The sequence below is a fragment of the Mucilaginibacter sp. P4_G9 genome, assembly GCF_056400985.1.
Genome location: NZ_JBFUKF010000040.1, coordinates 1 through 23,514 on the forward strand (window position 1 = coordinate 1; position 23,514 = coordinate 23,514).

20 protein-coding genes are annotated in these 23,514 nt (G+C 41.1%); 12 read left to right on the forward strand and 8 right to left on the reverse strand.

Annotated elements, in window-relative coordinates; genetic code table 11:
- The 5 genes from AC1DPZ_RS06055 to AC1DPZ_RS06075 all read left to right on the forward strand — a co-directional run.
- On the forward strand, positions 1 to 812 hold an 812-nt coding region (locus AC1DPZ_RS06055), incomplete at its 5' end, for a hypothetical protein (protein WP_477401934.1).
- An 82-nt stretch (positions 813 to 894) separates the two neighbouring features.
- Positions 895 to 3,360 carry an ABC transporter permease gene (locus AC1DPZ_RS06060; RefSeq protein ID WP_477401935.1) on the forward strand — a complete coding sequence of 822 codons (2,466 nt, stop codon included), beginning with the start codon at positions 895 to 897 and terminating at the stop codon, positions 3,358 to 3,360.
- Positions 3,361 to 3,546: 186 nt separating this feature from the next.
- Positions 3,547 to 4,503, forward strand: a complete 957-nt coding sequence (locus AC1DPZ_RS06065) for a hypothetical protein (RefSeq protein WP_477401937.1) — start codon at positions 3,547 to 3,549, stop codon at positions 4,501 to 4,503.
- A gap of 266 nt (positions 4,504 to 4,769) precedes the next feature.
- Complete coding sequence (locus AC1DPZ_RS06070) at positions 4,770 to 7,493, forward strand: carboxypeptidase regulatory-like domain-containing protein (protein ID WP_477401938.1); 2,724 nt, start codon at positions 4,770 to 4,772, stop codon at positions 7,491 to 7,493.
- Positions 7,494 to 7,737: 244 nt separating this feature from the next.
- A complete protein-coding gene (locus tag AC1DPZ_RS06075; RefSeq protein ID WP_477401939.1) occupies positions 7,738 to 8,142 on the forward strand; it encodes a DUF1761 domain-containing protein in 405 nt (134 codons plus the stop codon).
- Positions 8,143 to 8,225: 83 nt separating this feature from the next.
- Here the strand turns inward: AC1DPZ_RS06075 and AC1DPZ_RS06080 are convergent, their stop codons facing one another.
- Entirely contained in the window at positions 8,226 to 8,657 is a 432-nt protein-coding gene (locus AC1DPZ_RS06080) for a DUF6526 family protein (protein ID WP_477401940.1), read from the reverse strand.
- Between the two features lie 181 nt (positions 8,658 to 8,838).
- On the opposite strand from AC1DPZ_RS06080, the gene AC1DPZ_RS06085 reads away from it, so the two are divergent.
- Both AC1DPZ_RS06085 and AC1DPZ_RS06090 read left to right on the forward strand, forming a co-directional pair.
- Entirely contained in the window at positions 8,839 to 9,702 is an 864-nt protein-coding gene (locus tag AC1DPZ_RS06085; RefSeq protein WP_477401941.1) for an aldo/keto reductase, read from the forward strand.
- 87 nt (positions 9,703 to 9,789) lie between these two features.
- On the forward strand, positions 9,790 to 10,212 hold the full coding sequence (locus AC1DPZ_RS06090; RefSeq protein WP_477401942.1) for a hypothetical protein: 423 nt from the start codon (positions 9,790 to 9,792) through the stop codon (positions 10,210 to 10,212).
- A 133-nt stretch (positions 10,213 to 10,345) separates the two neighbouring features.
- On the opposite strand, the gene AC1DPZ_RS06095 is transcribed toward AC1DPZ_RS06090, so the two are convergent.
- Complete coding sequence (locus AC1DPZ_RS06095; RefSeq protein ID WP_477401943.1) at positions 10,346 to 10,636, reverse strand: YciI family protein; 291 nt, start codon at positions 10,634 to 10,636, stop codon at positions 10,346 to 10,348.
- A gap of 205 nt (positions 10,637 to 10,841) precedes the next feature.
- On the opposite strand from AC1DPZ_RS06095, the gene AC1DPZ_RS06100 reads away from it, so the two are divergent.
- The 5 genes from AC1DPZ_RS06100 (at position 10,842) to AC1DPZ_RS06120 (ending at position 16,510) form a co-directional block, all read left to right on the forward strand.
- The gene (locus tag AC1DPZ_RS06100; protein ID WP_477401944.1) at positions 10,842 to 12,008 is read left to right on the forward strand and encodes a galactokinase; all 1,167 of its coding nucleotides are present in this window, start codon (positions 10,842 to 10,844) and stop codon (positions 12,006 to 12,008) included.
- Between the two features lie 56 nt (positions 12,009 to 12,064).
- On the forward strand, positions 12,065 to 12,598 hold the full coding sequence (locus AC1DPZ_RS06105; RefSeq protein ID WP_477401946.1) for an RNA methyltransferase: 534 nt from the start codon (positions 12,065 to 12,067) through the stop codon (positions 12,596 to 12,598).
- 186 nt (positions 12,599 to 12,784) lie between these two features.
- Positions 12,785 to 13,444 carry a YdeI/OmpD-associated family protein gene (locus tag AC1DPZ_RS06110; RefSeq protein ID WP_477401947.1) on the forward strand — a complete coding sequence of 220 codons (660 nt, stop codon included), beginning with the start codon at positions 12,785 to 12,787 and terminating at the stop codon, positions 13,442 to 13,444.
- 603 nt (positions 13,445 to 14,047) lie between these two features.
- Positions 14,048 to 15,886 carry an ABC transporter ATP-binding protein gene (locus tag AC1DPZ_RS06115; protein ID WP_477401949.1) on the forward strand — a complete coding sequence of 613 codons (1,839 nt, stop codon included), beginning with the start codon at positions 14,048 to 14,050 and terminating at the stop codon, positions 15,884 to 15,886.
- A gap of 297 nt (positions 15,887 to 16,183) precedes the next feature.
- On the forward strand, positions 16,184 to 16,510 hold the full coding sequence (locus AC1DPZ_RS06120; RefSeq protein WP_477401950.1) for a hypothetical protein: 327 nt from the start codon (positions 16,184 to 16,186) through the stop codon (positions 16,508 to 16,510).
- 226 nt (positions 16,511 to 16,736) lie between these two features.
- Here the strand turns inward: AC1DPZ_RS06120 and AC1DPZ_RS06125 are convergent, their stop codons facing one another.
- From AC1DPZ_RS06125 to AC1DPZ_RS06150, 6 genes are all read right to left on the reverse strand, one after another.
- Entirely contained in the window at positions 16,737 to 16,886 is a 150-nt protein-coding gene (locus AC1DPZ_RS06125; protein WP_477401951.1) for a hypothetical protein, read from the reverse strand.
- A gap of 75 nt (positions 16,887 to 16,961) precedes the next feature.
- Entirely contained in the window at positions 16,962 to 17,366 is a 405-nt protein-coding gene (locus AC1DPZ_RS06130; protein ID WP_477401952.1) for a DUF983 domain-containing protein, read from the reverse strand.
- A gap of 13 nt (positions 17,367 to 17,379) precedes the next feature.
- Positions 17,380 to 18,255 carry an AraC family transcriptional regulator gene (locus AC1DPZ_RS06135; protein ID WP_477401954.1) on the reverse strand — a complete coding sequence of 292 codons (876 nt, stop codon included), beginning with the start codon at positions 18,253 to 18,255 and terminating at the stop codon, positions 17,380 to 17,382.
- An 88-nt stretch (positions 18,256 to 18,343) separates the two neighbouring features.
- Positions 18,344 to 20,107 carry an ATP-binding protein gene (locus AC1DPZ_RS06140; RefSeq protein ID WP_477401955.1) on the reverse strand — a complete coding sequence of 588 codons (1,764 nt, stop codon included), beginning with the start codon at positions 20,105 to 20,107 and terminating at the stop codon, positions 18,344 to 18,346.
- Between the two features lie 251 nt (positions 20,108 to 20,358).
- Positions 20,359 to 21,309, reverse strand: a complete 951-nt coding sequence (locus AC1DPZ_RS06145; RefSeq protein WP_477401957.1) for an aldo/keto reductase — start codon at positions 21,307 to 21,309, stop codon at positions 20,359 to 20,361.
- An 89-nt stretch (positions 21,310 to 21,398) separates the two neighbouring features.
- A partial coding sequence (locus tag AC1DPZ_RS06150) for an FUSC family membrane protein (protein WP_477401958.1) occupies positions 21,399 to 23,514 on the reverse strand: 2,116 nt, incomplete at its 5' end.

Sequence of the window (23,514 nt, forward strand, 5' to 3'; positions counted from 1 at the left end):
GGATTAGTTATACAGAAATTTCCCGGCGCACCGCAAATGGGCTTTCCTTTGATACGAACGGCTACCAACTGGAGCCGCAATGGCAAATAAATTTTGTTTCTAATGATTCTGTAAGCATTTACAGCCCCACAAAGGGTCGGTTTATTAACTTCCCGCTCACCCGTGGGTACGATTCTATTTTTAACACCGCCAGAACATGGCTCAAGGTTAAAAAAATGAACAAAGACAGCCTTAAGCTGGAAATACTTGAAGCCTACGGTGATACCGTTGATACAGGGGGCGCCAAAGTTTACATGACCTTTTATGCAGATGATTACATCAAAAACGAACTTCATAGCGATACAGCAAAACTAAAAAAGCCTACAAGTAAAGATTCTTCATTTGTAAGATCATTATCAGACGCTGCAAGTAAAGATTATAAGAAAGCTTTTTCGGCAAGGCAACCGGTTGAACTTATTAGCAAAAGCCCACAGGTAAGGGTAAAAAAATGGGTTGCAGAGGGCGACCTGTTTAATCATTTCGATACCACTGACAATTATATGAGCCCAACATATGACATTGCCATCAGCAAAGCAAATACTAACTTTTATTATTCATTCACCGTTATTGTTGATGTAGCCGGACAGATGCACTACGGCAAACCATTAATACCTTTTTTCGACAAATCTTTTAAAGATAATTACATCCGTCTTTCACAGTCGGTTATGGATGGTTATCTTAAATATTATCTGCAGGTGATTCCGGGTAAAACCCTTGGGACGCCCCATGCAAGTGTGATCAATGTACACGTGGAAGGAAAAACGGGGGTTTAGTTAAACTTTAAATTATAAACTGAGCCAATTAAATTTATTGAATTAACATTAAACGCGTGATCTGCAGACCATAGTAATACCTATGATTAAAAACTATTTTAAATTTGCCATTAGAAATTTCTGGCGCCACAAACTTTTCACGCTTATTAACATCATTGGCTTATCTGTAGGCGTTAGCGCCGCGTTGGTCATTTACCTCATTGTACATTTTGATTTTACGTTTGATAAATTCCATAAAGATGGCGACCGCATTTATCGTGTAGTAACCAGTTACACGGTTAATGGCAATTTATCATATAGCAGCGCCTCATCATGGCCTCTGCCAGATGAGGCAGAAAAGCAAGCCACCGGGATAGAAAAAGCTGCCCCTTTTGAAACCCTCGCGCACCTTGATGTTGTGATATCTAATGGGCAGGCCGCTGCAACGCGTTATAAAGAACAGGACGATATGCTTTATGCTGATGAACGTTATTTTAAGCTGTTCAATTACCATTGGCTTGCTGGCTCGGCAAAAACGGCGTTAACCGGTATTAACCAGGTGGTTTTAACCGCCGCCAGAGCTAAACTGTATTTCCCCAATCTATCTCCTGCCGAAGTAATAGGCAAAACAATCATTTACGATAGGCATTATGATCAACAAACATCTGTTGTTACCGGCATTGTGGAACTACCCGCCGGCAATACTGATCTTGCTTTTCATGATTTTATCTCCTTAAATACATTAAAGGCTAATAAAGACTTAAAATATAAGTTTGCCGATTGGCACCCCAATACAAATTTGGCCTGGGACCAATATTTTATAAAATTATCAGCAGGTACCTCTGCTTCCTCGGTGGAAAAACAGTTAAATACTATATTAAAGGCCCATACTGTTACAGATCAGTTATTCAAAAGCCAGTCTTACCAGCTTCATTTACAGCCGTTGGCCGATGTCCATTTCGATAACAGGTACGGCATATTTTACAACCGGTCTACAGCCAGCAAGCCAACTTTGTATGGCTTAATTGCAATTGCAATTATGTTGTTACTATTGGGCTGCATCAATTTTATCAACTTAACAACTGCTCAGGCTTCACAAAGGGCCAGGGAAATAGGTATCCGAAAAACTTTGGGTAGTAGCCGCAAGCAGCTGGTATTGCAGTTTTTGTTTGAAACTTTTTTTGTAACACTTTTTGCTGTTTTAATTGCAGTAGCCCTTACCCCCGTGTTGCTCAACATATTCTCGGGCTTTATACCCGCTGGTATCAAGGCCGATTTTACCAGGTTAAACCTTATTTTGTTTTTATCCGCCTTAACAATTACGGTAAGTCTTATCGCAGGTATTTACCCGGCTATGGTGCTATCGGGCTATAAAACGCTGCAGGTGCTTAAAAACCAGTCGCGTTTTGATAGTACACAAACCAGGAACGCTTTTTTGCGCAAAAGTTTAACAGTTACGCAGTTTGTTATAGCACAATTTTTTGTGATGGCAACATTGTTGGTTAGTAAACAGGTATATTATGCATTACACAAAGATTTGGGTTATAAAAAAGATGCTATTCTGATTATAGAAACTCCGTGGCAAAACCGTTCGATGCAAGTTCAGCACTTTTTCAGAAACAAATTAATGGCTATTCCACAGGTTAAGCAGTTGAGTATGGGCATTGATGCGCCGGCATCTGATTATACAGATATGCAGCAATCCACTTACAACGATGGCACAAAAGAGATTAAAACAGATGTATTGCCAAAGTACGGTGATGAAAATTACACCAGGATTTATCATTTAAAATTGATAAAAGGCAGAACGTTGGAACAACGTGATACCCTAAGCGGCATGCTCATTAATGAAACCTATGCCAAAGCAATTGGTTTTAAAAATCCTGCCGATGCGATTGGAAAAACCATAACCTTTCATGGCAAAAGACAAGTTACCGGTGTACTTGCAGATTTTTATCAGTCATCGCTACATAACGTAATTAAACCTGTAATACTGATAGTCCAGGGTGGACAATATTTTAACAGAACGTTCCATATCGCCTTAAACCCACAAACTACCCCCGGCGATTGGAAAAAAGCCATCGCAGCTATGCAAAGCGAATGGAAACAAGCCTACCCGGAGCAAGATTTTGATTTTCACTTTTTTGACGAAAATATAGCCAGGTTTTATGAAAGCGAACAACGCACCTCTACCCTACTTAGCTGGACAACCGGCTTATCTATATTAATCAGTTGCCTGGGCCTTTTAGGCCTTACCATATACACTACAAACCAACGCACCAAAGAGATTGGCATCCGTAAAGTAGTAGGCGCCTCCGTTGGCCAGATAGTGACGCTGTTATCAAAAGAGTTGGTTTTACTTATTATGCTTGCGTTTATGGTAGCAACCCCGATTGCCTGGCTGGCCATAAATAAATGGATACAAAGCTTTACCGACCGCACCCCTGTAAGCTGGTGGATATTTGCGTTAAGTGGCGGCGGAATGCTAATTGTGGCGATGATTACATCAAGCTTTCAAACTATAAAAGCAGCCATTGCTAATCCTGTAAAAAGCTTAAAAAGTGAGTAGCGTTAAGTCAACAGTACTGGGTAGTAAATTATAAGCCGGATTTGCTCTTTTTTGACATCGAACTTAAGACTTTCGACTAAAGGCTACATCAATTTAGGTTGCAACGACACTATTGTCTTTTGTCTTTTATCCAAAAATCCTTCATCATTTTACCGGTTTATTGAATTATATATATCTTTAAGCCGTATGCTATCTATCAATAAAAAAACATTAAAGCTGGTTGGTTTTACGCTGCTTACTGCTATTTCAATTATCCAAACAGGTTGCGGCGGCCCCAATAAAGGTAAAAAGCAACTCATAGATTTTAAGCCCTATAATGGTATCAATTATTCAGAAGTATCCCGCAGGCAAAAAAACGGGCTTTCGTTTAATGAATATGGCTACCAGCTGGAGCCTCAATGGAAAATGAAGTTTGTGTCAGACGATTCTGTAAGCATATACAGTCCTACAAAAAGAGCTTTTATCAACTTTCCGCTCACCCGCGGTTACGACTCTATTTTTAATGCGGCACGATCATGGTTAAAGGTTCAAAAAATCAGTAAAGACAGCCTTGTTCTCGAGATCATTAAACAAAAAGGCGATTCGCTGGATATTAAAGGCACCAAGGTGTACATGCGTTTTTTTGCAGACAACTATGTAAAAAACGTATTGCACAGTGATACATCCATATTAAGGCGCCCAAGCCGCCAGGATACCCTGTTCATCCAATCTATAGCTTTAAAGGCAAACAGGGATTATAAAAAAGCATTTTCAGCCAGGCAACCAGTTGAACTTATCAGCAAAAGCCCGCAGGTAAAAGTTACCCGCCGTACTACCAAACCCGAAATTGAAAACAATTTCGACCCATCTGATGATTATCTCGATCCTACTTATGATATTGTTATTAATAAGGCTTATAAGGATTTTTATTACTCTTTCACCATGTATGTTGATGATAAAGGCGGGATGTATTATGGTATACCCCTTATTGACCTTGGCTTAAGCGGCCCCGAATTTGAGCAGGCCTACAGCCGGATGGCGAGCGGTATTATGGACAGCTATTTTAAATTTTACTTAAATGTTAAACCAGGATCAACGCTTGGAATAGTACATTCCAGTATGATATCTGTGCATGTGGAAGGAAAAACCGCAGCAGCCAAATAGCAGCCAACTGTATTACAGGGTTTGTTTTGGTGGCATAAAAAGTAACAATTATGTTATTATAAAACCTGTGCACATAATTGCCCTTACCTTTCGGGCTGCGAAGTACGTTATTAGGCAATTTTGCGTACCAGTACGTGTAATTTAACCTATAAAACTTCGTTCAAAATTCTGCCGGGTTGTAAAAAAATGTTAAATCATATGTGTGCCCGGTATGCAACAACCCTAAATGTTTATATTAGCCCCGTTAGCCGCTTTATATTATATTAATGATATCAAGAAAATTTTTACTCGTAGTATCCCTGTTATTATCTTTTAGTTTAGCCGCACTGGCCCAGCAGGATAGCATCCCCATTAACACCATTATCGAAAAAACCTCCAAATATTCGGCAGCGTTCCCTATCGAAAAGGTTTACCTTCATTTAGATAAACCTTACTATGCCGCCGGCGATACCATTTGGCTTAAGGCTTATGTTACTGTTGAAAAACACCAGCCATCCGCACTTAGCGGTATTGTGTATGTCGACCTGCTTAATAGCCAGGATTCGGTACTGGCAGGTCTTAGATTACGGCTCAAAAACGGTTTTGCCAACGGCAATATAACGCTCGACGGCGAAACATTTAAGCAGGGTGCCTATAGGATAAGGGCCTATACAAACTGGATGCGCAATTTTGATCCGGATTATTTTTTTGACCGTACCATAAATGTAGGCAATGCCATTGATAACAAGGTAAACACCTATATATCCTTCAAAAGTTCGGGTAAAAAAGGTGGGCTTATAAAGCTTAATGCAAACATCCTCTATAAAAATCCATCGAGCGTACCCTATGCCGATAAAAAAGTAAACTGGCAATTGGTACGCAACGGCGATGCCGTAAGCAAAGGTCGGGGCACAACAGATGCCAACGGCAACCTTTTGGTAGAGATTCCAGAAAATAATGCAGAAACTATTACATCCGGATCATTAGTAACAGCTATTGATATGGGCGACCGCCAGTTTGTTACCAACACTTTCCCGTTAAACGGCTCCATTACTAATTTTGATGTACAGTTTTTTCCCGAAAGCGGGCAGTTAACCAATGGCATACGTACAAAAATTGCATTTAAGGCCATTAACGCAAAAGGTTTGGGTGCAGATGTTAAAGGAAATATTACCGATGATAAAGGTGCCGAAGTTGCCACATTTGCATCAAGTCATTTGGGTATGGGCGTATTTGGCATAACACCCGAAAGTGGTAAGATCTATACGGCAAACGTTACCTTTCCAAACGGCTCAACAGCTACTTATAAACTGCCCCGGGTACAAAATATGGGCATAAGCCTGGCTGCTTATAATAACGACCCTGAAAACCTGACTGTTAAAATATCGGCCAATGATGTATTTTTACAGCGTAAGCAAAACAAAAGCTTTTACCTGGTAGCGCAAAGCGGCGGCATTATTTATTATGCTGCTTCAACAGTGCTGCAAAACCTTAGCTATTCGGCCAATATCCCTAAAAATAAGTTCCCTACGGGTATTTTGCAGGTAACGCTTTTTTCATCAGGTGGCTATGCTTTGTGTCAGCGCGTAGTTTTCATTCAGCATAATGATCAGTTAAGTCTTACTTTAAAAACCGATAAACCATCCTATACCGTAAGGCAAAATGTAAAAATGTCAGTAACGGCACTTAACAAAACCGCTCCTGTTATAGGCAGTTTTTCGGTTGCTGTTTTGGATGATGCTACCATACCATCAGATGAAAACAATGAGCAAACCATTTTAAGCAACATCCTTTTAACATCAGACCTGAAAGGCTACATAGAAAAACCCAACTACTACTTTAACAAACCCGACCAGGAAAAACTGGATAACCTTGATATCCTGATGCTTACCCAGGGCTACAGCCGTTTTAGTTTTGAGGATATCCTGGCCGATAAAACCCCGCCAATTTATGTGGCTCCCGAGCAGGGCATTGAAGTATCGGGTATATTGCGTACCAATACAGGTTTACCGGTAAGTAAAGGCAGTATCAGGCTGCTTGTTCCTGATAATAATTTCTCGGCCGAAACGCTAACAGACATGTCGGGTAATTTTAAATTCGCGGATGTGGCTGTGAGAGATACTTCAAAGATTACCCTGAGCGCCCGTAATAACGTAAACAGTAAAAACATGGTGATCAATGTAAACGGCGAAATTTATCAGAAGATCAGCAAAAACAACAACGTAGCCGATGAAATAGTAAATATCGATAGTGTTATACGCCCTTATCTTGAAAACAGCCGTAAACAATACCAAAGTTCAAGGGTGCTTAAAGAGGTAGTGATAAAGGCCAAAACCGTTGTTAAAAAAGCAAGCCATAGTGATTATGGCACCTTTTCGGGTTTAAGTCCGCAGGCTGATCACGAAATAAATTCCGATCAGTTAAAAGGATGTCCTATTTTGATCAACTGCTTAAGCACAATGGCCCTGGGTTTAACATATGTTGATAATAACTTTTATGTTACCCGCGATTATAACCAGGGTAAAAAGCTGCCGGTACAAATTTATGTAGGCAGTATGCCTGTTGAGGTTAGCTTTTTATCTACCATTACCGGCGACGAGGTTGAATCGGTAGAGATATTTATGAAAGATGGTTTAAGTGGAATTAACCGGCTAAGCAATACAAATGGTGTACTGGTTATTAATAAAAGAATTGTTAAAAAACAAAAGATCTCTCTTTCGCAGCTGATGGCGCTTATACCAAAGCAAAACGTAATTACGTTTGCCGTACAAGGCTATAGCAAAGCAAAAGATTTTTATGTACCTAAATATGAGGTGGGTAAAAGCAGTGTTATAGGTCTCGATCTGCGCAACACCATTTACTGGAACCCAAAGATCATTACCGATAAAAACGGCGTGGCAACCTTTAGCTTTTACAACAGCGACGCACGCGGCTCATACCGTGCAATAATTGAAGGCATTGACGGCGATGGCAACTTAGGCAGGCAGGTAGTACGCTTTAATGTGAAGTAAGTTTTTTGGACGTTCGGACGAAGGACGTTCGGACAAAAGACGTTCGGACAAGGGATTAAGGACGGAAGGACAAAGGAACATATCCTTTGTCCTTTTTCTTTTCATCCTTTATCCAAATATCTTTTAGTCTTTTGTCCGAAAATCCTTTTTCTGAAAGTCCTTTGTCCGAAAGTCTTCTCCGAACATCCTTTCCTCTTTTATCGTAAAAAAAGTTTAATTTTATTAAACACATAAACTTATCATCATGAATCCTTCATTAATTAATTGGCTGGCGGTTATAGTAGCTGCCCTGTCTTCGTTTTTAGTTGGTGGTATCTGGTATTCGCCTGTGCTGTTTGCCAACACCTGGGTAGCCGACAATAAACTCAACGTTGATGAATTAAAAGCAGCAAGCAAATTACGATCATTCGGGATGACGGCCTTGTTCTCCTTAATTATGGCTGCAAACCTTGCTGCGTTTTTAGCTGATGCCAAAACCGACTTAGCCTGGGGTACAGCTGCAGGTTTCCTGGCCGGCATCTGGACATTTAGCGCCATTGCCATCATGAGCCTGTTCGAGCTAAAAAGCTGGCGGTTGATATTTATTAATGGCGGCTACAGCCTGGTATCGTTAACGCTGATGGGTGCTATTTTGGGAGCATGGAGGTAGGTGGTTAAAATGAACAAAGCCTCAATTTATGTCCATAACTGGTATAATTAACTAATAACCCTAATCACAGCGATAACAATTTATTATACCCGGTGATGGTCGGCCTTCCACTTTTGGATAGCTTTTTTAATATCATTCGGTTTAAGGTTTTCGGTTAATGTTTTTTCAACAAGTTGTACCATTTCTTCATCAGGTGCAAAACGTAAGGCAGCTATCTGGCCAATTGTAAGGTGGCGGCTTAAGGGTTGGCGGGTAAGTATAAAATATCGCAGGCTTTCTTCGGCGCGTATGGCTCTGTCCTGCGCTTTCAAGGGGAATGCACGCATAAACCAGAATATAAAAAAGAAGCAAACAAAAACAAGTAAAAGCAGCACTGAGGTAATCTGCCCGTTGGTTTGCCATTGCTTTACTACATTTATTATTGCTAATATAAATCCCGCTAAAATGAAAACATTTAGCACATAATGATAGCCTGTTACATGACGCCTGTGATTGGCAAAATTTTGATCGGTCATTTGGATTTCTTTTTTAGCGGAAAGATAGCTTTTTAGCAGCATGTAGTTAGTATCAGGTACCGGTATGGCATCAAGATTTTGATACTTGATACTAACTACCTGATACTTATAATGAATTATGTTTATTTTCCTTAAACAATGCGGCCATATTTGAGTTGAATTTATAACCAACACCAACATTATGGCTACTACAACAGGTTCATTTGAAAAAACTTTTAGTTTAGGCGGCGATTTCACTATAAACCGCCTGGGCTATGGCGCCATGCGCATTACCGGTAAAGGCATTTGGGGCTCTCCGGCCGATAAATATGAATGTATCCGCGTATTAAAACGTGCGGTCGAACTGGGCGTAAATTTTATTGATACGGCCGATAGCTACGGCCCTAACATATCTGAAGAGTTAATAGCCCAGGCCCTTTCACCTTACCCCGACAAATTGGTTATTGGCACTAAAGGCGGCTTGCTGCGTACCGGCCCAGACGAATGGCCTATTGATTCATCGCCCCAGCATTTAATGCAGGCACTGGAAGGCAGCCTGAAGCGCTTAAAACTACCAAGAATCGACCTTTACCAGCTACACCGTATAGACCCAAAAGTACCGGCCGAAAAATCGTTTGCGTTTTTACAAAAAGCACAACAGGAAGGCAAAATCAAACACATCGGCCTATCCGAAGTTAGTATAGACGAAATAAAAAAAGCGCAGGAGTTTTTCGAGGTAGTATCGGTACAAAACATGTACAGCGTTGATAACCGTAAATGGGAGGCCGAATTGGAATATACCCGCGACCATAATATAGCCTTGATCCCATGGTGTCCGCTGGGCGGCGGTAACGTACAGGGCGAGGAAGTATTGAAACGTATAGCCGATAAGCATAACGCCACCATTCACCAGGTTGCATTAAGCTGGTTGTTGCACCATTCGCCAAATATTTTGTTAATTCCGGGCACATCAAGCGTTGAACACCTGGAAGAAAATATGAAAACTGCCGATATCCAATTATCAGAGGATGATATAGATATATTAAACACGCTGGGCGAAGTATAAAAAACTTCTTTTTAAGCAGAAAAAAGCAAAAGGATGTCATTATGTTTATGGCATCCTTTTGTTTTAGTTGAAAGCGACATAATGAACATGAAAACCAAAGAAGAAATACTAAACAGCTTTTACACCGCCGGTGCAGATGGCATGCCCGAAATATCTGCCCCCGACCTTCTTAAGGCTATGGAAGCCTACAAACAACAAAGCCTGGAAGAAACTTTTAACGCCGCCCGTAAGCTTAAAGATGAATCATCTATCCAACCCGATTACAGGTTTGCTAACTTTAATGAATACATTAAAAATATCGGGATTAAAGTATCAAAGGCAGAAAAAGATGAGCTGGGCGAACATATAGCCTTAGTTGCCAACAGCGTATTACCAAACTTTTTACCCGATGATCCTTCCGTAAATGAATTCTCATTTGATTTTAACATGATGGGAATTGGTTACACCGCTTTTTATACAAAAGACAGTGATGGCTATTGGCAAATGAAAAGATGGAAACTGGGGAGATAGGTTACTCAAAATGCAATTGCCGAAGCAATGGCGTTTTTTGCAAAAAACAGTTTAAAACGTTATTCCCGCTACAGCGTTTCGCGAAATTTTACAACTTGCAATTCCTTCTCTGGTGCATACTGCCCGGTGCTAACTAAACCGCCGCTACTTTATATGGCTTTACATCAACAGATTCCCATACCTTTTGAGTAATGTAAGGCTCGTTTTGTTTCCAGGCATCAAGCTCCTCTTCGGTTTCAAATTGCAGTATCATCACCGAGCCTATCATATTACCTTCATCATTTAATATAGCGCCGCCTAAAACATAATTTCCACTTGCTTTAAGAGCTTTGGCACCATCAAGGTGATGCGGGCGTACATTCATGCGGCGTTGCAGCGCGCCTTCGTCGGTATAGTCATATCCGGTAACCAGGTATTGTTTCATGGGGTTAAAATTTGGTAATTAATTAGCTAACCTGTCGGGCAGGTTTCTGCCTGTTTTGGTGGCTGTAAAGCTATAAAATTAAAAATGCAGACAAAATTTTACGACATATCCTCTAATTTGACGTTTTTTTCAAATTAATTTATATTTATAACTGTAAAGTTGACAATTTTTACAATATTTGTTTTCCAATAAACTAACCTGAATAATGAAGAACACTTTGCACCAGGAATTTAATAAGATTTTTAACAAAGAAGCCGACAACGCCTACTTTTCGCCAGGGCGTGTAAACCTTATTGGCGAACATATTGATTACAACGGCGGCCTGGTTATGCCGTGCGCAATTACTTTTGGTACATACCTGCTAACCTCACCTAATGAAGATGGCATTTTCCGTTTCAGGAGTTTAAATTTTTCCGACAAAAAAGATGTCCCTTTGCAAAAATCCTATGTAAAAAAAGGCGAACACTGGTTTAACTTCCCTATTGGCGTTATCAATAGTTTTGTGAAAGACGGCCATGAGCTTAAGGGTTTGGATATGCTGTTTTATGGCGATATTCCTATCGGCTCGGGCTTGTCATCTTCTGCATCTATAGAAGTAGTCACCTCTTTTGCGCTCAATGATATTTTCAGCAGCGGCTACAGCAAGCTTGACCTGGTAAAACTTTCCAAATCAGTAGAAAACAACTTCATTGGCGTAAACTGCGGTATTATGGACCAGTTTGCTGTTGCCTTTGGCGAAAAAAACAAAGCGCTGATGCTTAACTGCGACACCCTGGATTATGAGGCTGTTGACAGCAACCTGGGCGATTACGTGTTGGCCATTATCAACACCAACAAACCCCGTAAACTGGCCGAATCAAAATATAATGAACGCGTAGAAGAATGCAAGATGGCCTTAACCGCCCTTCAGCAGGAACTGAATATCAACCACTTGTGCGATATTGATGCAGAAACGCTAAAAAAATACCAACATCTGATTACTGACGCTGTTGTGCTTAATCGTGCCAAACACGTTATTGAAGAGAACGACCGGGTAAAACTTGCCGCCAGGGCTTTGGCCAATAATGATTTAGCTGCGTTTGGCAAACTCATGTATGCATCTCATGATTCGCTGCGCGATTTGTACGAAGTAAGTGGTATCGAACTTGATACTGTGGCCGAATACAGTAAAACCAATCCCAACGTTGCTGGTGCCCGTATGACAGGTGCCGGTTTTGGCGGCTGCGCGATTGCTTTGGTAAAAGGTGATGCATTTGAAGATTACAGCAAAGGCGTTACCGAATATTATACCAATAAAATAGGTTACGCGCCATCAGTATACAGCTCACTGATTGGTAACGGTGTAGGCTTGTTAAACGCAGTGGTTAGTTAAGCACTTTTTAATACTTTTGTCCGTGGTTTGTGGATTACAAACCATGGACAAATTATATGCGCAAATTAAAGTTAGATGAGCTGAACCGTGCTTCGGTTGATGAATTTAAACAGCAGGATAAGCTGCCGGTTACTGTGGTATTGGATAATGTGCGCAGTATGCACAATATCGGCTCTATCTTTCGCACTTCGGATGGATTTGCCGTAACGCAAATCTGCCTTTGCGGTATTACCGCTCAACCTCCCCACCGCGAAATTGAGAAAACCGCGCTTGGCGCCACCCAATCTGTAAACTGGATCTATTATGAAACCCCATTGCAGGCCGTTGAACAACTGCGCCGCGATGGTTACCAGATCATCGCCGTTGAGCAGGCCGAAAACAGTACGATGCTCAATGAATTCATTCCCGATCCCGCAAAAAAATACGCGCTTATATTTGGCAACGAAGTAAACGGTGTGAGCGACGAAGTGATGCAAAACATAGATACCTGTATCGAGATCCCCCAGTTTGGCACTAAACATTCATTCAACATTGTAGTTTCTGCAGGCATTGTACTTTGGGATTTTTTTGCAAAGCTGGTGGTGAAGTAGCTGGCAGTTTGCATGTGGTTAAAGACCTGCAAAGTTTTAAAACGGCGAAGCCCTCAACGGAGCCCCAATAATATTATCGGGTTAAACTTATCACATCAATTAACCCGGCGTCTTTCGATCTTACCACTTGTAATTACATATGCAAAACATATTTCCTAAATTAGCTATCGCCATTAAAATAAACCGATGAACGCCTTAGCTAAAAAACTACAAATAAAACCCGAATCACACTGGCTGCTTTATAACGCCCCGGCTAATTTTTTGGATAGTTTAACTCCCCTGCCCGATGGTGCCCAGGTAACGTTTAATACTGTCGGCGATTTCAACGGGATTCTGTTATTTGTTACTAATAGTGCGGAGCTGACAACCGAGCTTAAAGTAATTGTTCCATTGTTGAAGGCTGATACCGTTTTCTGGATTATTTACCCTAAAAAAACTTCCAACATAGTTACCGACCTGGAGATGATGAGTAGTTGGGATGAACCCACGGTATACGGCCTGCGCCCCGTTGCTTCTGCCGCTGTGAATGAAACCTGGACAGCGTTACGCTTTCGACCAATAGAACAGGTTAAAACCTCCGAAGGCCGCAATGAAGGTATCCGTAATAACGAGTATAGTGCTTATGTTGATGTTGATAATAAGATCATAACCCTCCCCGATTATATCAAATATGCTCTTGAACAGCAACCTGTTGCCCTGGCCTGGTTTCAGCAGCTCTCCTACAGCAATAAAAAAGAATATGTATTGTGGATATTAACCGCCAAACAGGAAAAAACACGTGAAGACCGTTTAATTAAAATGGTGAATATGTTGTTGGATAAGAAGAAGAATCCTTCGGATAAGTAAGCGTTTGTGCCCACTCAACACTTTGTGGTTACTACTATGACGTATTAGATTTTCAAGGTAAGGTATAGAGGGCTGCTAGTCTAAGTAACCTTTATTTGCTTACAAATAATCGCATTGAAAATGACATTTTTTCAATGCTGATAATCAGCAAGTTATAGACTTGTCATCCTGAGTTGTAAAATTCCGCGAAACGCTGAAAGGGAATGACGTATAGCGCATGGCGGCGAGTCGACTCACCCCGGCGAGGCTACGCCCACTAAAACAAAAAATGAGCTTCACCCTCTATGCGGCGTAAGCCGGAGAGAGGGTCGGCCAGCATAGCGTAGCCGGGGTGAGTCGTGGCCAGCGTTTAAGCGGATGTTTGTGTAAAACCAAACACGTCATGGGTAACGCAGTGAAGGATCTATTCGCAAACTCTACAAAGCGAAGAAGCATGGCGTATAACTGCGTTCAGGATGACAAAAGTTTTTGGCAAACGCGACAGGAATAGATACGGCGGCCCCCCTATTGCTAATGCTATGTAAAATAAAGGCACTTCGGGATAAACACCCTTAACAATTAAGTAAATTTGTTTAAACACATTAAACAAAGAAAGACTTTATATTGAATACCGACCGTCCGCCAAAAAATACCATAAATACCAAAGTAACTTTAAAGGAGCGTTTCGACGCGTTGCGCAACCTGCCCGCATTTTTTAAACTGGTATGGCAAACCAGCCGATGGATGACAGTGGTTAATGGCCTGCTGCGTATTGTTCGCTCGGCAATGCCCCTGGGTTTACTTTATGTTGGTAAGCTCATTATTGATAAGGTGGTTACTATAAGCCATAGCCCGGTTAAAGACATGACCGAACTTTGGGAGCTGGTAGGATTGGAGTTTGCCCTGGCAATTTTAACCGATGCGCTAAGCCGCGCTATTACCCTTATGGATAGCCTGCTTGGCGACTTGTTTAGCAACCATACTTCGGTAAAAATTATGGCGCATGCCGCCACGCTTGACCTTGACCAGTTTGAAGATTCGGTGTTTTATGATAAACTGGAACGTGCCCGGCAACAAACCGTAGGCCGCACCATATTACTATCGCAGGTAATGAGCCAGGTGCAGGACCTCATTACTATGGGTTTTTTGGCTGTAGGGTTAATGACCTTTAATCCATGGCTCATTGTTTTGTTGTTAATTGCCATAATCCCGGCTTTTTTGGGCGAATCGTATTTTAACGACATAAGTTATGCCCTCACCCGGGGCCAGACACCCGAACGCCGTGAGCTTGATTACATCCGCTACCTTGGCGCCAGCGATGAAACCGCTAAAGAAGTAAAGATCTTTGATCTTTCGGATTTTATTATCAATCGCTTTAAACAGCTATCGGGCAAGTTTTACAACGATAATAAGCGCCTTGCTGTTAAACGCTCGTTATGGGGAACATTTTTTGCTATGCTGGGTAGTTTGGGCTATTATGGGGCCTATGTGGTTATTATTATGAGGGCAGTGCAGGGTAGCGTTACTATTGGCGAGCTGGCTTTCCTGGCAGGTTCATTCCGTCAGTTGCGCGCTTTGTTAGAAGGGATCCTTACCCGTTTTACCGCGGTATCGCAGGGTGCTATTTACCTGCGCGATTTTTTTGAATTTTTTGAGATAGAACCTAAAATAAAACGGACAGAAAACGCACTGCCCTTCCCTAAAACCATACAGCAGGGTTTTACTTTTGAGGATGTGGGTTTTAGATATGTAAATACCGACAAGTGGGCCAACCGGCATTTGAATTTTACACTATATCCCGGCGAAAAACTTGCCCTGGTAGGCGAGAACGGAGCTGGGAAAACCACCCTGGTAAAATTACTATCCCGCCTTTACGACCCTACGGAAGGCCGTATTTTGCTGGATGGTATTGATCTGCGTGATTATGACCTTGCCGATCTGCGGCTTAATGTAGGGATCATTTTCCAGGATTATTTACGCTACCAGATGAGTTTTGCACAAAATATAGCTGTTGGTAAAATAAGCGAGCAGGATAACAGGCCGTTGATAGTGAATTCGGCCAGGCAAAGCCTTGCTGACGTGCTTGCAGCCAAATTACCCGACGCTTATGACCAGCAATTGGGTAAACGCTTTGCCGATGGTGTTGAACTATCGGGCGGCGAATGGCAAAAGGTTGCCCTTGCCCGTGCGTACATGCGCGATGCGCAATTACTGATACTTGATGAGCCAACATCGGCACTTGATGCCCGCGCCGAATTTAACGTTTTTGAACGCTTTGCCGAGCTTACCAAAGGCCGGTCGGCAGTGCTGATATCACATCGCTTCAGTACGGTACGTATGGCCGACAGGATTCTTGTATTGGAAAAGGGCGAACTGGTAGAAATTGGCAGTCACGAAGAGTTGCTGCTTAAAGGCGGGCGTTATGCCGGGTTATTTGACCTGCAGGCGGCGGGGTATAGATAATGGTGAGTGGTGAGTGGTTAATAAAATTGCCATACAATTTAGTCAAAAATTATGGTAATCCGTTAAATCAGATAAGCAGGTTCAGGGAGACTGAATTGTAATAGATTTGTTACAAAAAAAGCAATTCCCGCTATGTTTCCTATAAATAATGCCAATAAAACACTATTTTCCTTAAAAATTGCGTAAAACTACGTATGCATTTTCAGTGAAATCCCTATATGTTTTTTGTATATCAAACCTTATCTTTGATAGAACGTTCATTGATTACCTAAGTCTACATTTAATACACCTATCGCTATGAAATTATTTTACCACTTTTTATTTTTTGTGTTTACGACACTCATATTGCTTGCCTGTGCTAATATGTTTGCTTCAGATCCTCAAAGTAAATCACAAGCAGATGAATTTCCTTCACCAGAATCCAATAATTATGAATCGAAAGATTCAACATTTGCAGCCAACGAGAGTGGTCCGGTTGTACTTGCCAAATTAAAAGATAATACCCCGGTATATTCAGGTTTAATGCTGCACAGTGCAGGAGATTTTGCACGCCAAAGAACCATCTATTCGAATAACTTTCAAGTAGCACTCAATTATTTCGGCACACTTAAAAAAATTAAATAAGTAGTTTAGTTAATAGTTAGTATAATTTAGTTAGGGAAACAGTTGCAAGCAGCCATTACAGAAATGTAATGGCTGTCTTGTTTTGATGACCAGGATAAAAACCTGCAGGGATTAGTGTCGTGTCAACCTTGAATTGACATTAGCCTTTAGTCTAAAGTCTTAAGTTCGAAGTCAAAAAAGAACAAATCCGGCTTATAACTTACGACTTAGTACCGTTGACTTAATACTAATATTCAAAATGCCCCAAAGTAAAAATTACTGTTAAAAGAGGGATAGCTAATAAAAAGTATGCTTTGGCTAATTGTACGTTATCGGCATTACCTAATATAAATACCCTGTACATGTCGTTTTTTATGGTGTTTAATTTCGCTTTCATTGTTCAAAAATTTGAAGTCCGGTAAATGTGAACTGTTGTAGTTTTGACAGAAAGCGGGGAACAGGGTTTAACCATTTATAATTTATCCTTACTCATTTCGGGATGATAATGCAGGCCCGGGGTAAGCCAGTGAAGCAAAACAACCCTCGAATATCTGAAATTAAACGGTGATAACAATACAGCTACACTCAGTATAATGGCACAATACAACCAGGGATTGCTGCTGCCGGTTAATACATGTATGGCCACGGCAATGGTAACCATTTCGGCAACGTTTAAGGCATAGCTCACAAACATGGCTACATAAAAATAACCAGGTTCGCGTTCATAGGTTAAGCCGCAATGCGGGCAGGTTTTATTCATTACCTGTCCTTTAAAACCATACATGCTGTTTGCAAACAGATTGCCCCTGCGGCAGCGCGGGCATTTGGCATGCACTATTGCAGGCCAGGCAGCTAATTTATATTGGGTATTTTCCATGATCGTATAATTATTAATTTTTCAATATTTGTTTGCGAAATTCCTCGGGGGTAATATTCTCTGTTTTTTTAAAAAACTTGGTGAAATACGAGTTGTCGCTGAAGTTTAGTTTAAATGCAATATCGCTGATGCTAAGCTGTGGATTGGTCAACAATCGCTTGGCTTCCAATAAGGTACGGTTACGGATCAATTCGCCGGCCGAGAGGCCCAGCAAGTCTTTACAAACCGCGTTAAGGTGGTTTGGGGTGATATACAGCAATTCGGCATAATCCTTTGGTAATTTGATATTGGTATAATGCTGCTCAATTAAATTCTGATAGTTTTTGAGCAGGGTTTGGTTGTAGGTTAATTTACCCGTGATATCCTGTTTTGCGTTTAGCCTGTTGATATGGATAAACATCTGCAACATCAACAGCCTCACCATATCGCTGCCCGATTGGGCCGGTTTAATGATCTCTGAGAGTATACCCTCAAATAAAGCTTTAACCATATCAAAACTATCGGCTGGCAGATTAATCACCGCATCTTTTAAACTTCCGCTGAAGAATGAAAAGTTATTCAGATAACCGGGTTGTAACACAAACGACTGGATAAATGATTCGGAAAAATTAATGATATATCCATCTGTAAAGCCATCAAAATGCCAGGAGTGTACCTGCCCGGGAATCATAAAATAAATTTGACCAGGTTTTACCTCGAAGCTTTCAAAATCGATGGTATGTGATCCGGCACCATCAGTAAACAATACAAGGTGATAAAAAGAATGCCGATGGGGGAAAAACAGGTTTTTATGTATATCCAGGTAAGCAGCAAAACGGCTCACCAGCAGGTCATCCTGCCTTACGTCAGACAGGGAGCAAATATCATATACCGGGATGCTTTGTATCATGAATCAAAATTACATACAATACCATAGTTTTAATGGTACTATACTTATTTTGAATGGTACTATTTACTGATTTTTGGTTTTCAACCAATTAAGCGCTCGTCCATTTCTGGATCACGTTTTCTAAACGTTCAAATGTAAATGGCTTGCTCACAAAATCTTTCATGCCGGCCATGGTGCATTCGTTTTCATCTTCGCTTAATACATTGGCCGTCATGGCTATAATGGGCGGTGCGCTCTTGCCGTGCTTTTTAATAATGCTCCTGGTGGCCTGCAAACCGTCCATTTCGGGCATCTGGATATCCATGAAGATAAGGTCGTATTGCTGGCTGTCATTCATCCTGATGGCATCTAAACCGTTTTCGGCAATGTCGATATTGTAACCAACTTTTTTAAAAATCTTACTTGCTATAAGCTGGTTCATTTTGTTATCCTCGGCCAATAAGATCCGTAAGGGACGGTAATGAAAAGTTTCTTTATCGGCTGGTTTTAGTTCGGCAACTAACTCTTCGCCGGTTACCTGCAGCGGCAAACTAAAAATAAACATAGACCCTTCTGCTTCTTTACTGATGACCCATATTTTACCATGCATTAATTCAACCAGCTTTTTACAAATGGAAAGACCAAGCCCGGTACCGCCATATTTGCGGAGCGCGGTGGTATTTACCTGCGTAAATGGCTTAAACAGCTGCGTTAACGATTCCTGGCTGATACCAATGCCATCATCTTTTACATGGAAGCTGATATCCTGTACGCCATCTTTTATTTCAGATCCTTTTACTGTTACAGTAACCGCGCCTTCATCCGTAAATTTGATGGCGTTACCTATCAGGTTAACTAAAATTTGCTGCAGGCGGCCTTCATCAACTTTAACAAATTGTTCCACATTATCATCAACTATATAACTGAGTACAATAGGTTTATGTTGATTGGTAATTCCGGGCTGGCTAATATCAATTACAGTTTTAACACAATGCCTTATGTTGGTTGTAACAGGAGAGATGATTAATTTATCGGCCTCTATTTTAGAGATATCCAGGATATCACTGATAATGTTAATAAGCAAATTGCCACTTGTTTGCAGCGTTTGTAAAAGTTCCTGCTGATCGGGCAATAATGCCGACCTCGACAGTAATTGTGAAGCCCCTATGATGCCGTTAAGTGGTGTGCGTATTTCGTGGCTCATGTTGGCCAAAAAATTCGATTTGGCAAATGTAGCGGCTTCTGCCTCTTCCTTCGAAGCCTGTAACGCAATTTGCGATTTTTGCAGCTCTTCGCTTTTGTGAACAAGGTCGCGCTTATCGGCTTCGTGACTTTTTTTGATAAATCCTATCAGCAAGCCCACCAGTACAATGTTTGTAACTGCCGATGATATAAGGTCAAATTGGTTTGCCGATTCATCTGAAGCTGCCGAAATCCATTGTGGGTGCGCTTTTTCGAGCAGATAACAGGCAATAAATACACCCGAGAGGATACTTATAAAAATATAGTGGTAACGCTGTTTCACCAGCAAGGTTATCAGTACAATTAAAAAAACAGCTATTTGGGTGGTTGAGCCGTGTATGCCCCCGTTATAAAACCAGCCAGGGAAAACCACAGCTATACCCATGCCTATGAAAATATATACATGGGTTTCTTTATAGCCTTTAAAACGGCTTTGGTAATAGGTAAATGCCGAAAATAAAAACACAAAACAATTTGCCAGGATTAAACCCAGCCCAAACCCTAATAAAATGTTTATTATCAGCGATATAATATTAATCAGGCAAACGAATAAAGTAATAGCATTAAAGAGTTTATTCTCAAGAGACAATCGAGAATCGCCATAACCAATAATTTGTTTTAGCTTCTCCATTTAAGTTAAAAAATTAATTATAGGGGTTTTTACGTAAAATCCATCAAAAAGGATAGGCTAATTAAGGGAGATTTTTTGAAAAAATGCTTTTATTGTTAAAATAGTAAAATACCTGCACAAAATTGTTTAACAAGTAAATTATTATATAATACTGATTATTAGGAAATTAACTCGCTTAAAAAATTAATGTTAAAAAAGGTAGGAAGAGATAAAAAAGGCGGGCGTTGGTTAAAGCGTGCAGTTTAAGAACATCAATATGAACTTGCGTTGGTCAGCGCATCAATTGCTTCATTATTTAACTGTAAGGTAGTTGCCAGGGTAAGCTCGTTCAATTGAGGTATGCTTGTGGCGCTTGCAATTGGTGCTGTTATGGTAGGCCGGGCAATTAACCAGGCTAAGGCTACGGCGGCGGGTTTAGTATTATACTGTGCCGATACTTCATCAAGTGCTTTTAAAATGCGCATGCCTCTTTCGGTTAAATATTTTTTTACCAAAGAAGGACGATTACTGCCTTCCAGATCAGCGCCGGAGCGGTATTTACCAGATAAAAACCCGCTTGCTAATGAAAAATAACTGATAACACCTATATTTTGTTCTTTGATGAATGGCTCAATGCTGGTCTCGTATTTTTCTCTATCGAATAGGTTATACTCGGGCTGCAGGCTCTGGTAGCTGGCCAGGCCTTTTTCACGACTTGTTTTAAGTGATTCATGCAGCCTTTCAACAGAAAAATTAGATGCGCCTATTGCCCTTACTTTGCCACTATTTATTAATTGGTCAAAGGCCTCAAGCGTTTCTTCAACTGGTGTATACGGATCGTCATAGTGCGCTTGGTAAAGGTCTATATAATCGGTTTGCAGCCTGGTCAACGAATCTTCAGCTGCTTTTATAATATAATCCTTTTTAAGCCCTTTTTTACCGGCAGCAAATTCGGCACCTACCTTGGTTGCTATAACAACTTTATTGCGCTTACCGCTTTGCTTAAGCCATTTACCAATTTCCAATTCTGATTCGCCGCCTTTATTGCCGGGTACCCAGCGGGTGTATACATCGGCTGTATCAATGGCGTTAAAACCTGCATCTAAAAATGCATCCAATAATAAAGCTATATCGTTGCCTTTAACTGTCCATCCAAAAACATTTCCTCCCAAAACCAGGGGAGCGGTTTTTATACCCGATGTACCCAATTCGCGCTGTTCCATAATAAAATTTATTAAAAAAACCGTTTGATGATAAAACCGTGCAGGGCGTAAGTTGTTTGTTGTTGCAATATAACAATACGGCAACAAACTTACTTCAAAATGCTATCGGTAACCTTGGCTATATCGTAGCTTATCTTATTTATAAATCCCAGTTGCTCTTTCAATAAACTTTCATCTGCCGTAAGCACAGGTTTTTCAACTTCGGGTACAGAATTGGTTTTGCCAATATTAAACTCAATACTTTGTCCGTGAAGCTTTTTATTGGTTTCGTTTAGTACCGCAATATTTTTTTTAATGAGCTTTAATGCTTCGGGATGTTGCCGGTGCGTGTTTTTTAAAAGGCCGGCAGCAATGGTGGTGATATATGACGACAGAATATGATTAAGTACAACAAATTTATGTATTTCCTTTACATTGCGCTGTTTGCTTTTGGGTTCGGATGTCATCCTTTCAAACGTTGCCGATAAATTGGCCGATTTTACATATACATCTTTGCGGGCAAGCTTATACGCTGTAGTGCCAACAATCTTGTCTGAAATGCTTTCGGCAATGGTAATAAGGTAATTGATATTGGCTGTTACAACCTCGCGCAGGGTTTCCTCTATCATTTCAAATTCCCAGGTTGGGAATATAAGGTAACTGGCAACAAACGCAATAGAGGAGCCAATAGCGGTATCCAATATCCGTTCCTGGGCCACATTAAGCAATCCTACGCCCAAAAATTTGAACAGGATGAGCACGTATGGCGTCATGAAAATTACACTCACAACATAGTTAAGCCGCTGAAAACTGTAAGCACCTATCATAAAAATCATCAGGAAAATGAACTGAACAATTGTATTGGGTATAAAGCTCAATATCAGGATTCCTATGGCTCCACCACCGATGGTGCCTATAAGTCTTTGGTAATTACGCTGTTTGGATAGGCTGAAGCCAGGTTTTAGTATCACAATAATGGTTAGCAATACCCAATAGCTATGATGCCCCTGTGCTATGGTTTTGGCGGTAATAAAGCCCGCCAAACAAACCAGGGCTACCCTGAGCGCATGCTTAAATGCACCAGAGCCTAAAGTTAAATTATCGAAAAATATGTGGGGCGCGTAATCCTGGTGGGTTACAAACTGCGAGTATTCAATTTCGCCCTTTATTTCGGTTGATTTTTGGGCGGTTTTGGAGTTATAATAATTGTAAATGTTATTAATGCCTTCGCTGAGGTTACGCAGGTTGATCAGGATTTTTTTTAGCACCAGGTTACTGGTTTCCTGCTGGTCTTTACCAATAGAATCTATCTTTAGCTTTAGTTTCTCCAGTTCTATATTAAAATCCATCACATGGCGGTGCCTGGTGTTTGATAGCACGATATAGGCAATATCCTCCAGTTCATCGGCCATATGGTGCAAAATGCGGGCTATCTCATTTAATACCCCGGTATCTTTAAACTTTTCGCGAATAGAGCTGTAATCATAATGGGTTGCCATTATCTGCTCAAACATATCCACCAGGTCAACAAACGTTAATACCAGGATCCTGCTTGCCCCGGTTGATTCCCGCACCATCAGCCTGCTTTTAAACAACAGCTCGCGTACGGCATCCTGGTGCTGGCTCACCTGTATCTGCTGCGATACCAGCTTGCGGTAATTTTCGTCGATATCGCTTTCTGTGTTATAAAACTCGGCTTTGATCCGTAAAAATTTAGCTATATCGGCTACGTTTTCGCCAAGGGTTTGCTGCGCGGCACGGTAAGGGCGGATACCAAAAAATACCAGGCTGAATACCATATACCATACCCCTCCCAGCAATATAGTGGCGCTATACATCAGTACTTCTGACGGGGCAAGGGCCTTATCCATCATAAATATCATAATAAGTAATGATGATGTACCTACCGATGCTGCACGGTTACCATAAACGGTAAACATGCTGAACAGGAACGAGAACAGGGTGATCTCTAAACCAAGGGTATAAACATTTAACCTGGCGAAGCCCGTTGCAACCGCCACCAGGAATAAGCATAAATTACCGATGGCCATTGCATTACGCTTATGTGTAAGCGGACCGGGATTATCTATGACACAAATACAAAGGGCACCTAATGACAACGTTAATCCAAGATCAAACTGGCCAAACTCCAGCAGCACCAGGGATGGAAGCAATATTCCCGCAGAAATACGCAAGCCATCAGAAAAATACTGACTGTAGAAGAAG

What these genes read in the sequence shown, in the direction of transcription:
- AC1DPZ_RS06060 (WP_477401935.1), top strand. Translation starts at nt 895, where the DNA reads ATGATTAAAAACTATTTTAAATTTGCCATTAGAAATTTCTGGCGCCAC.
- AC1DPZ_RS06065 (WP_477401937.1), top strand. Translation starts at nt 3,547, where the DNA reads ATGCTATCTATCAATAAAAAAACATTAAAGCTGGTTGGTTTTACGCTG.
- AC1DPZ_RS06070 (WP_477401938.1), top strand. Translation starts at nt 4,770, where the DNA reads ATGATATCAAGAAAATTTTTACTCGTAGTATCCCTGTTATTATCTTTT.
- AC1DPZ_RS06075 (WP_477401939.1), top strand. Translation starts at nt 7,738, where the DNA reads ATGAATCCTTCATTAATTAATTGGCTGGCGGTTATAGTAGCTGCCCTG.
- AC1DPZ_RS06080 (WP_477401940.1), bottom strand. Translation starts at nt 8,657, where the DNA reads ATGACCGATCAAAATTTTGCCAATCACAGGCGTCATGTAACAGGCTAT.
- AC1DPZ_RS06085 (WP_477401941.1), top strand. Translation starts at nt 8,839, where the DNA reads ATGGCTACTACAACAGGTTCATTTGAAAAAACTTTTAGTTTAGGCGGC.
- AC1DPZ_RS06090 (WP_477401942.1), top strand. Translation starts at nt 9,790, where the DNA reads ATGAAAACCAAAGAAGAAATACTAAACAGCTTTTACACCGCCGGTGCA.
- AC1DPZ_RS06095 (WP_477401943.1), bottom strand. Translation starts at nt 10,636, where the DNA reads ATGAAACAATACCTGGTTACCGGATATGACTATACCGACGAAGGCGCG.
- AC1DPZ_RS06100 (WP_477401944.1), top strand. Translation starts at nt 10,842, where the DNA reads ATGAAGAACACTTTGCACCAGGAATTTAATAAGATTTTTAACAAAGAA.
- AC1DPZ_RS06105 (WP_477401946.1), top strand. Translation starts at nt 12,065, where the DNA reads ATGCGCAAATTAAAGTTAGATGAGCTGAACCGTGCTTCGGTTGATGAA.
- AC1DPZ_RS06110 (WP_477401947.1), top strand. Translation starts at nt 12,785, where the DNA reads ATGAACGCCTTAGCTAAAAAACTACAAATAAAACCCGAATCACACTGG.
- AC1DPZ_RS06120 (WP_477401950.1), top strand. Translation starts at nt 16,184, where the DNA reads ATGAAATTATTTTACCACTTTTTATTTTTTGTGTTTACGACACTCATA.
- AC1DPZ_RS06125 (WP_477401951.1), bottom strand. Translation starts at nt 16,886, where the DNA reads ATGAAAGCGAAATTAAACACCATAAAAAACGACATGTACAGGGTATTT.
- AC1DPZ_RS06130 (WP_477401952.1), bottom strand. Translation starts at nt 17,366, where the DNA reads ATGGAAAATACCCAATATAAATTAGCTGCCTGGCCTGCAATAGTGCAT.
- AC1DPZ_RS06135 (WP_477401954.1), bottom strand. Translation starts at nt 18,255, where the DNA reads ATGATACAAAGCATCCCGGTATATGATATTTGCTCCCTGTCTGACGTA.
- AC1DPZ_RS06140 (WP_477401955.1), bottom strand. Translation starts at nt 20,107, where the DNA reads ATGGAGAAGCTAAAACAAATTATTGGTTATGGCGATTCTCGATTGTCT.
- AC1DPZ_RS06145 (WP_477401957.1), bottom strand. Translation starts at nt 21,309, where the DNA reads ATGGAACAGCGCGAATTGGGTACATCGGGTATAAAAACCGCTCCCCTG.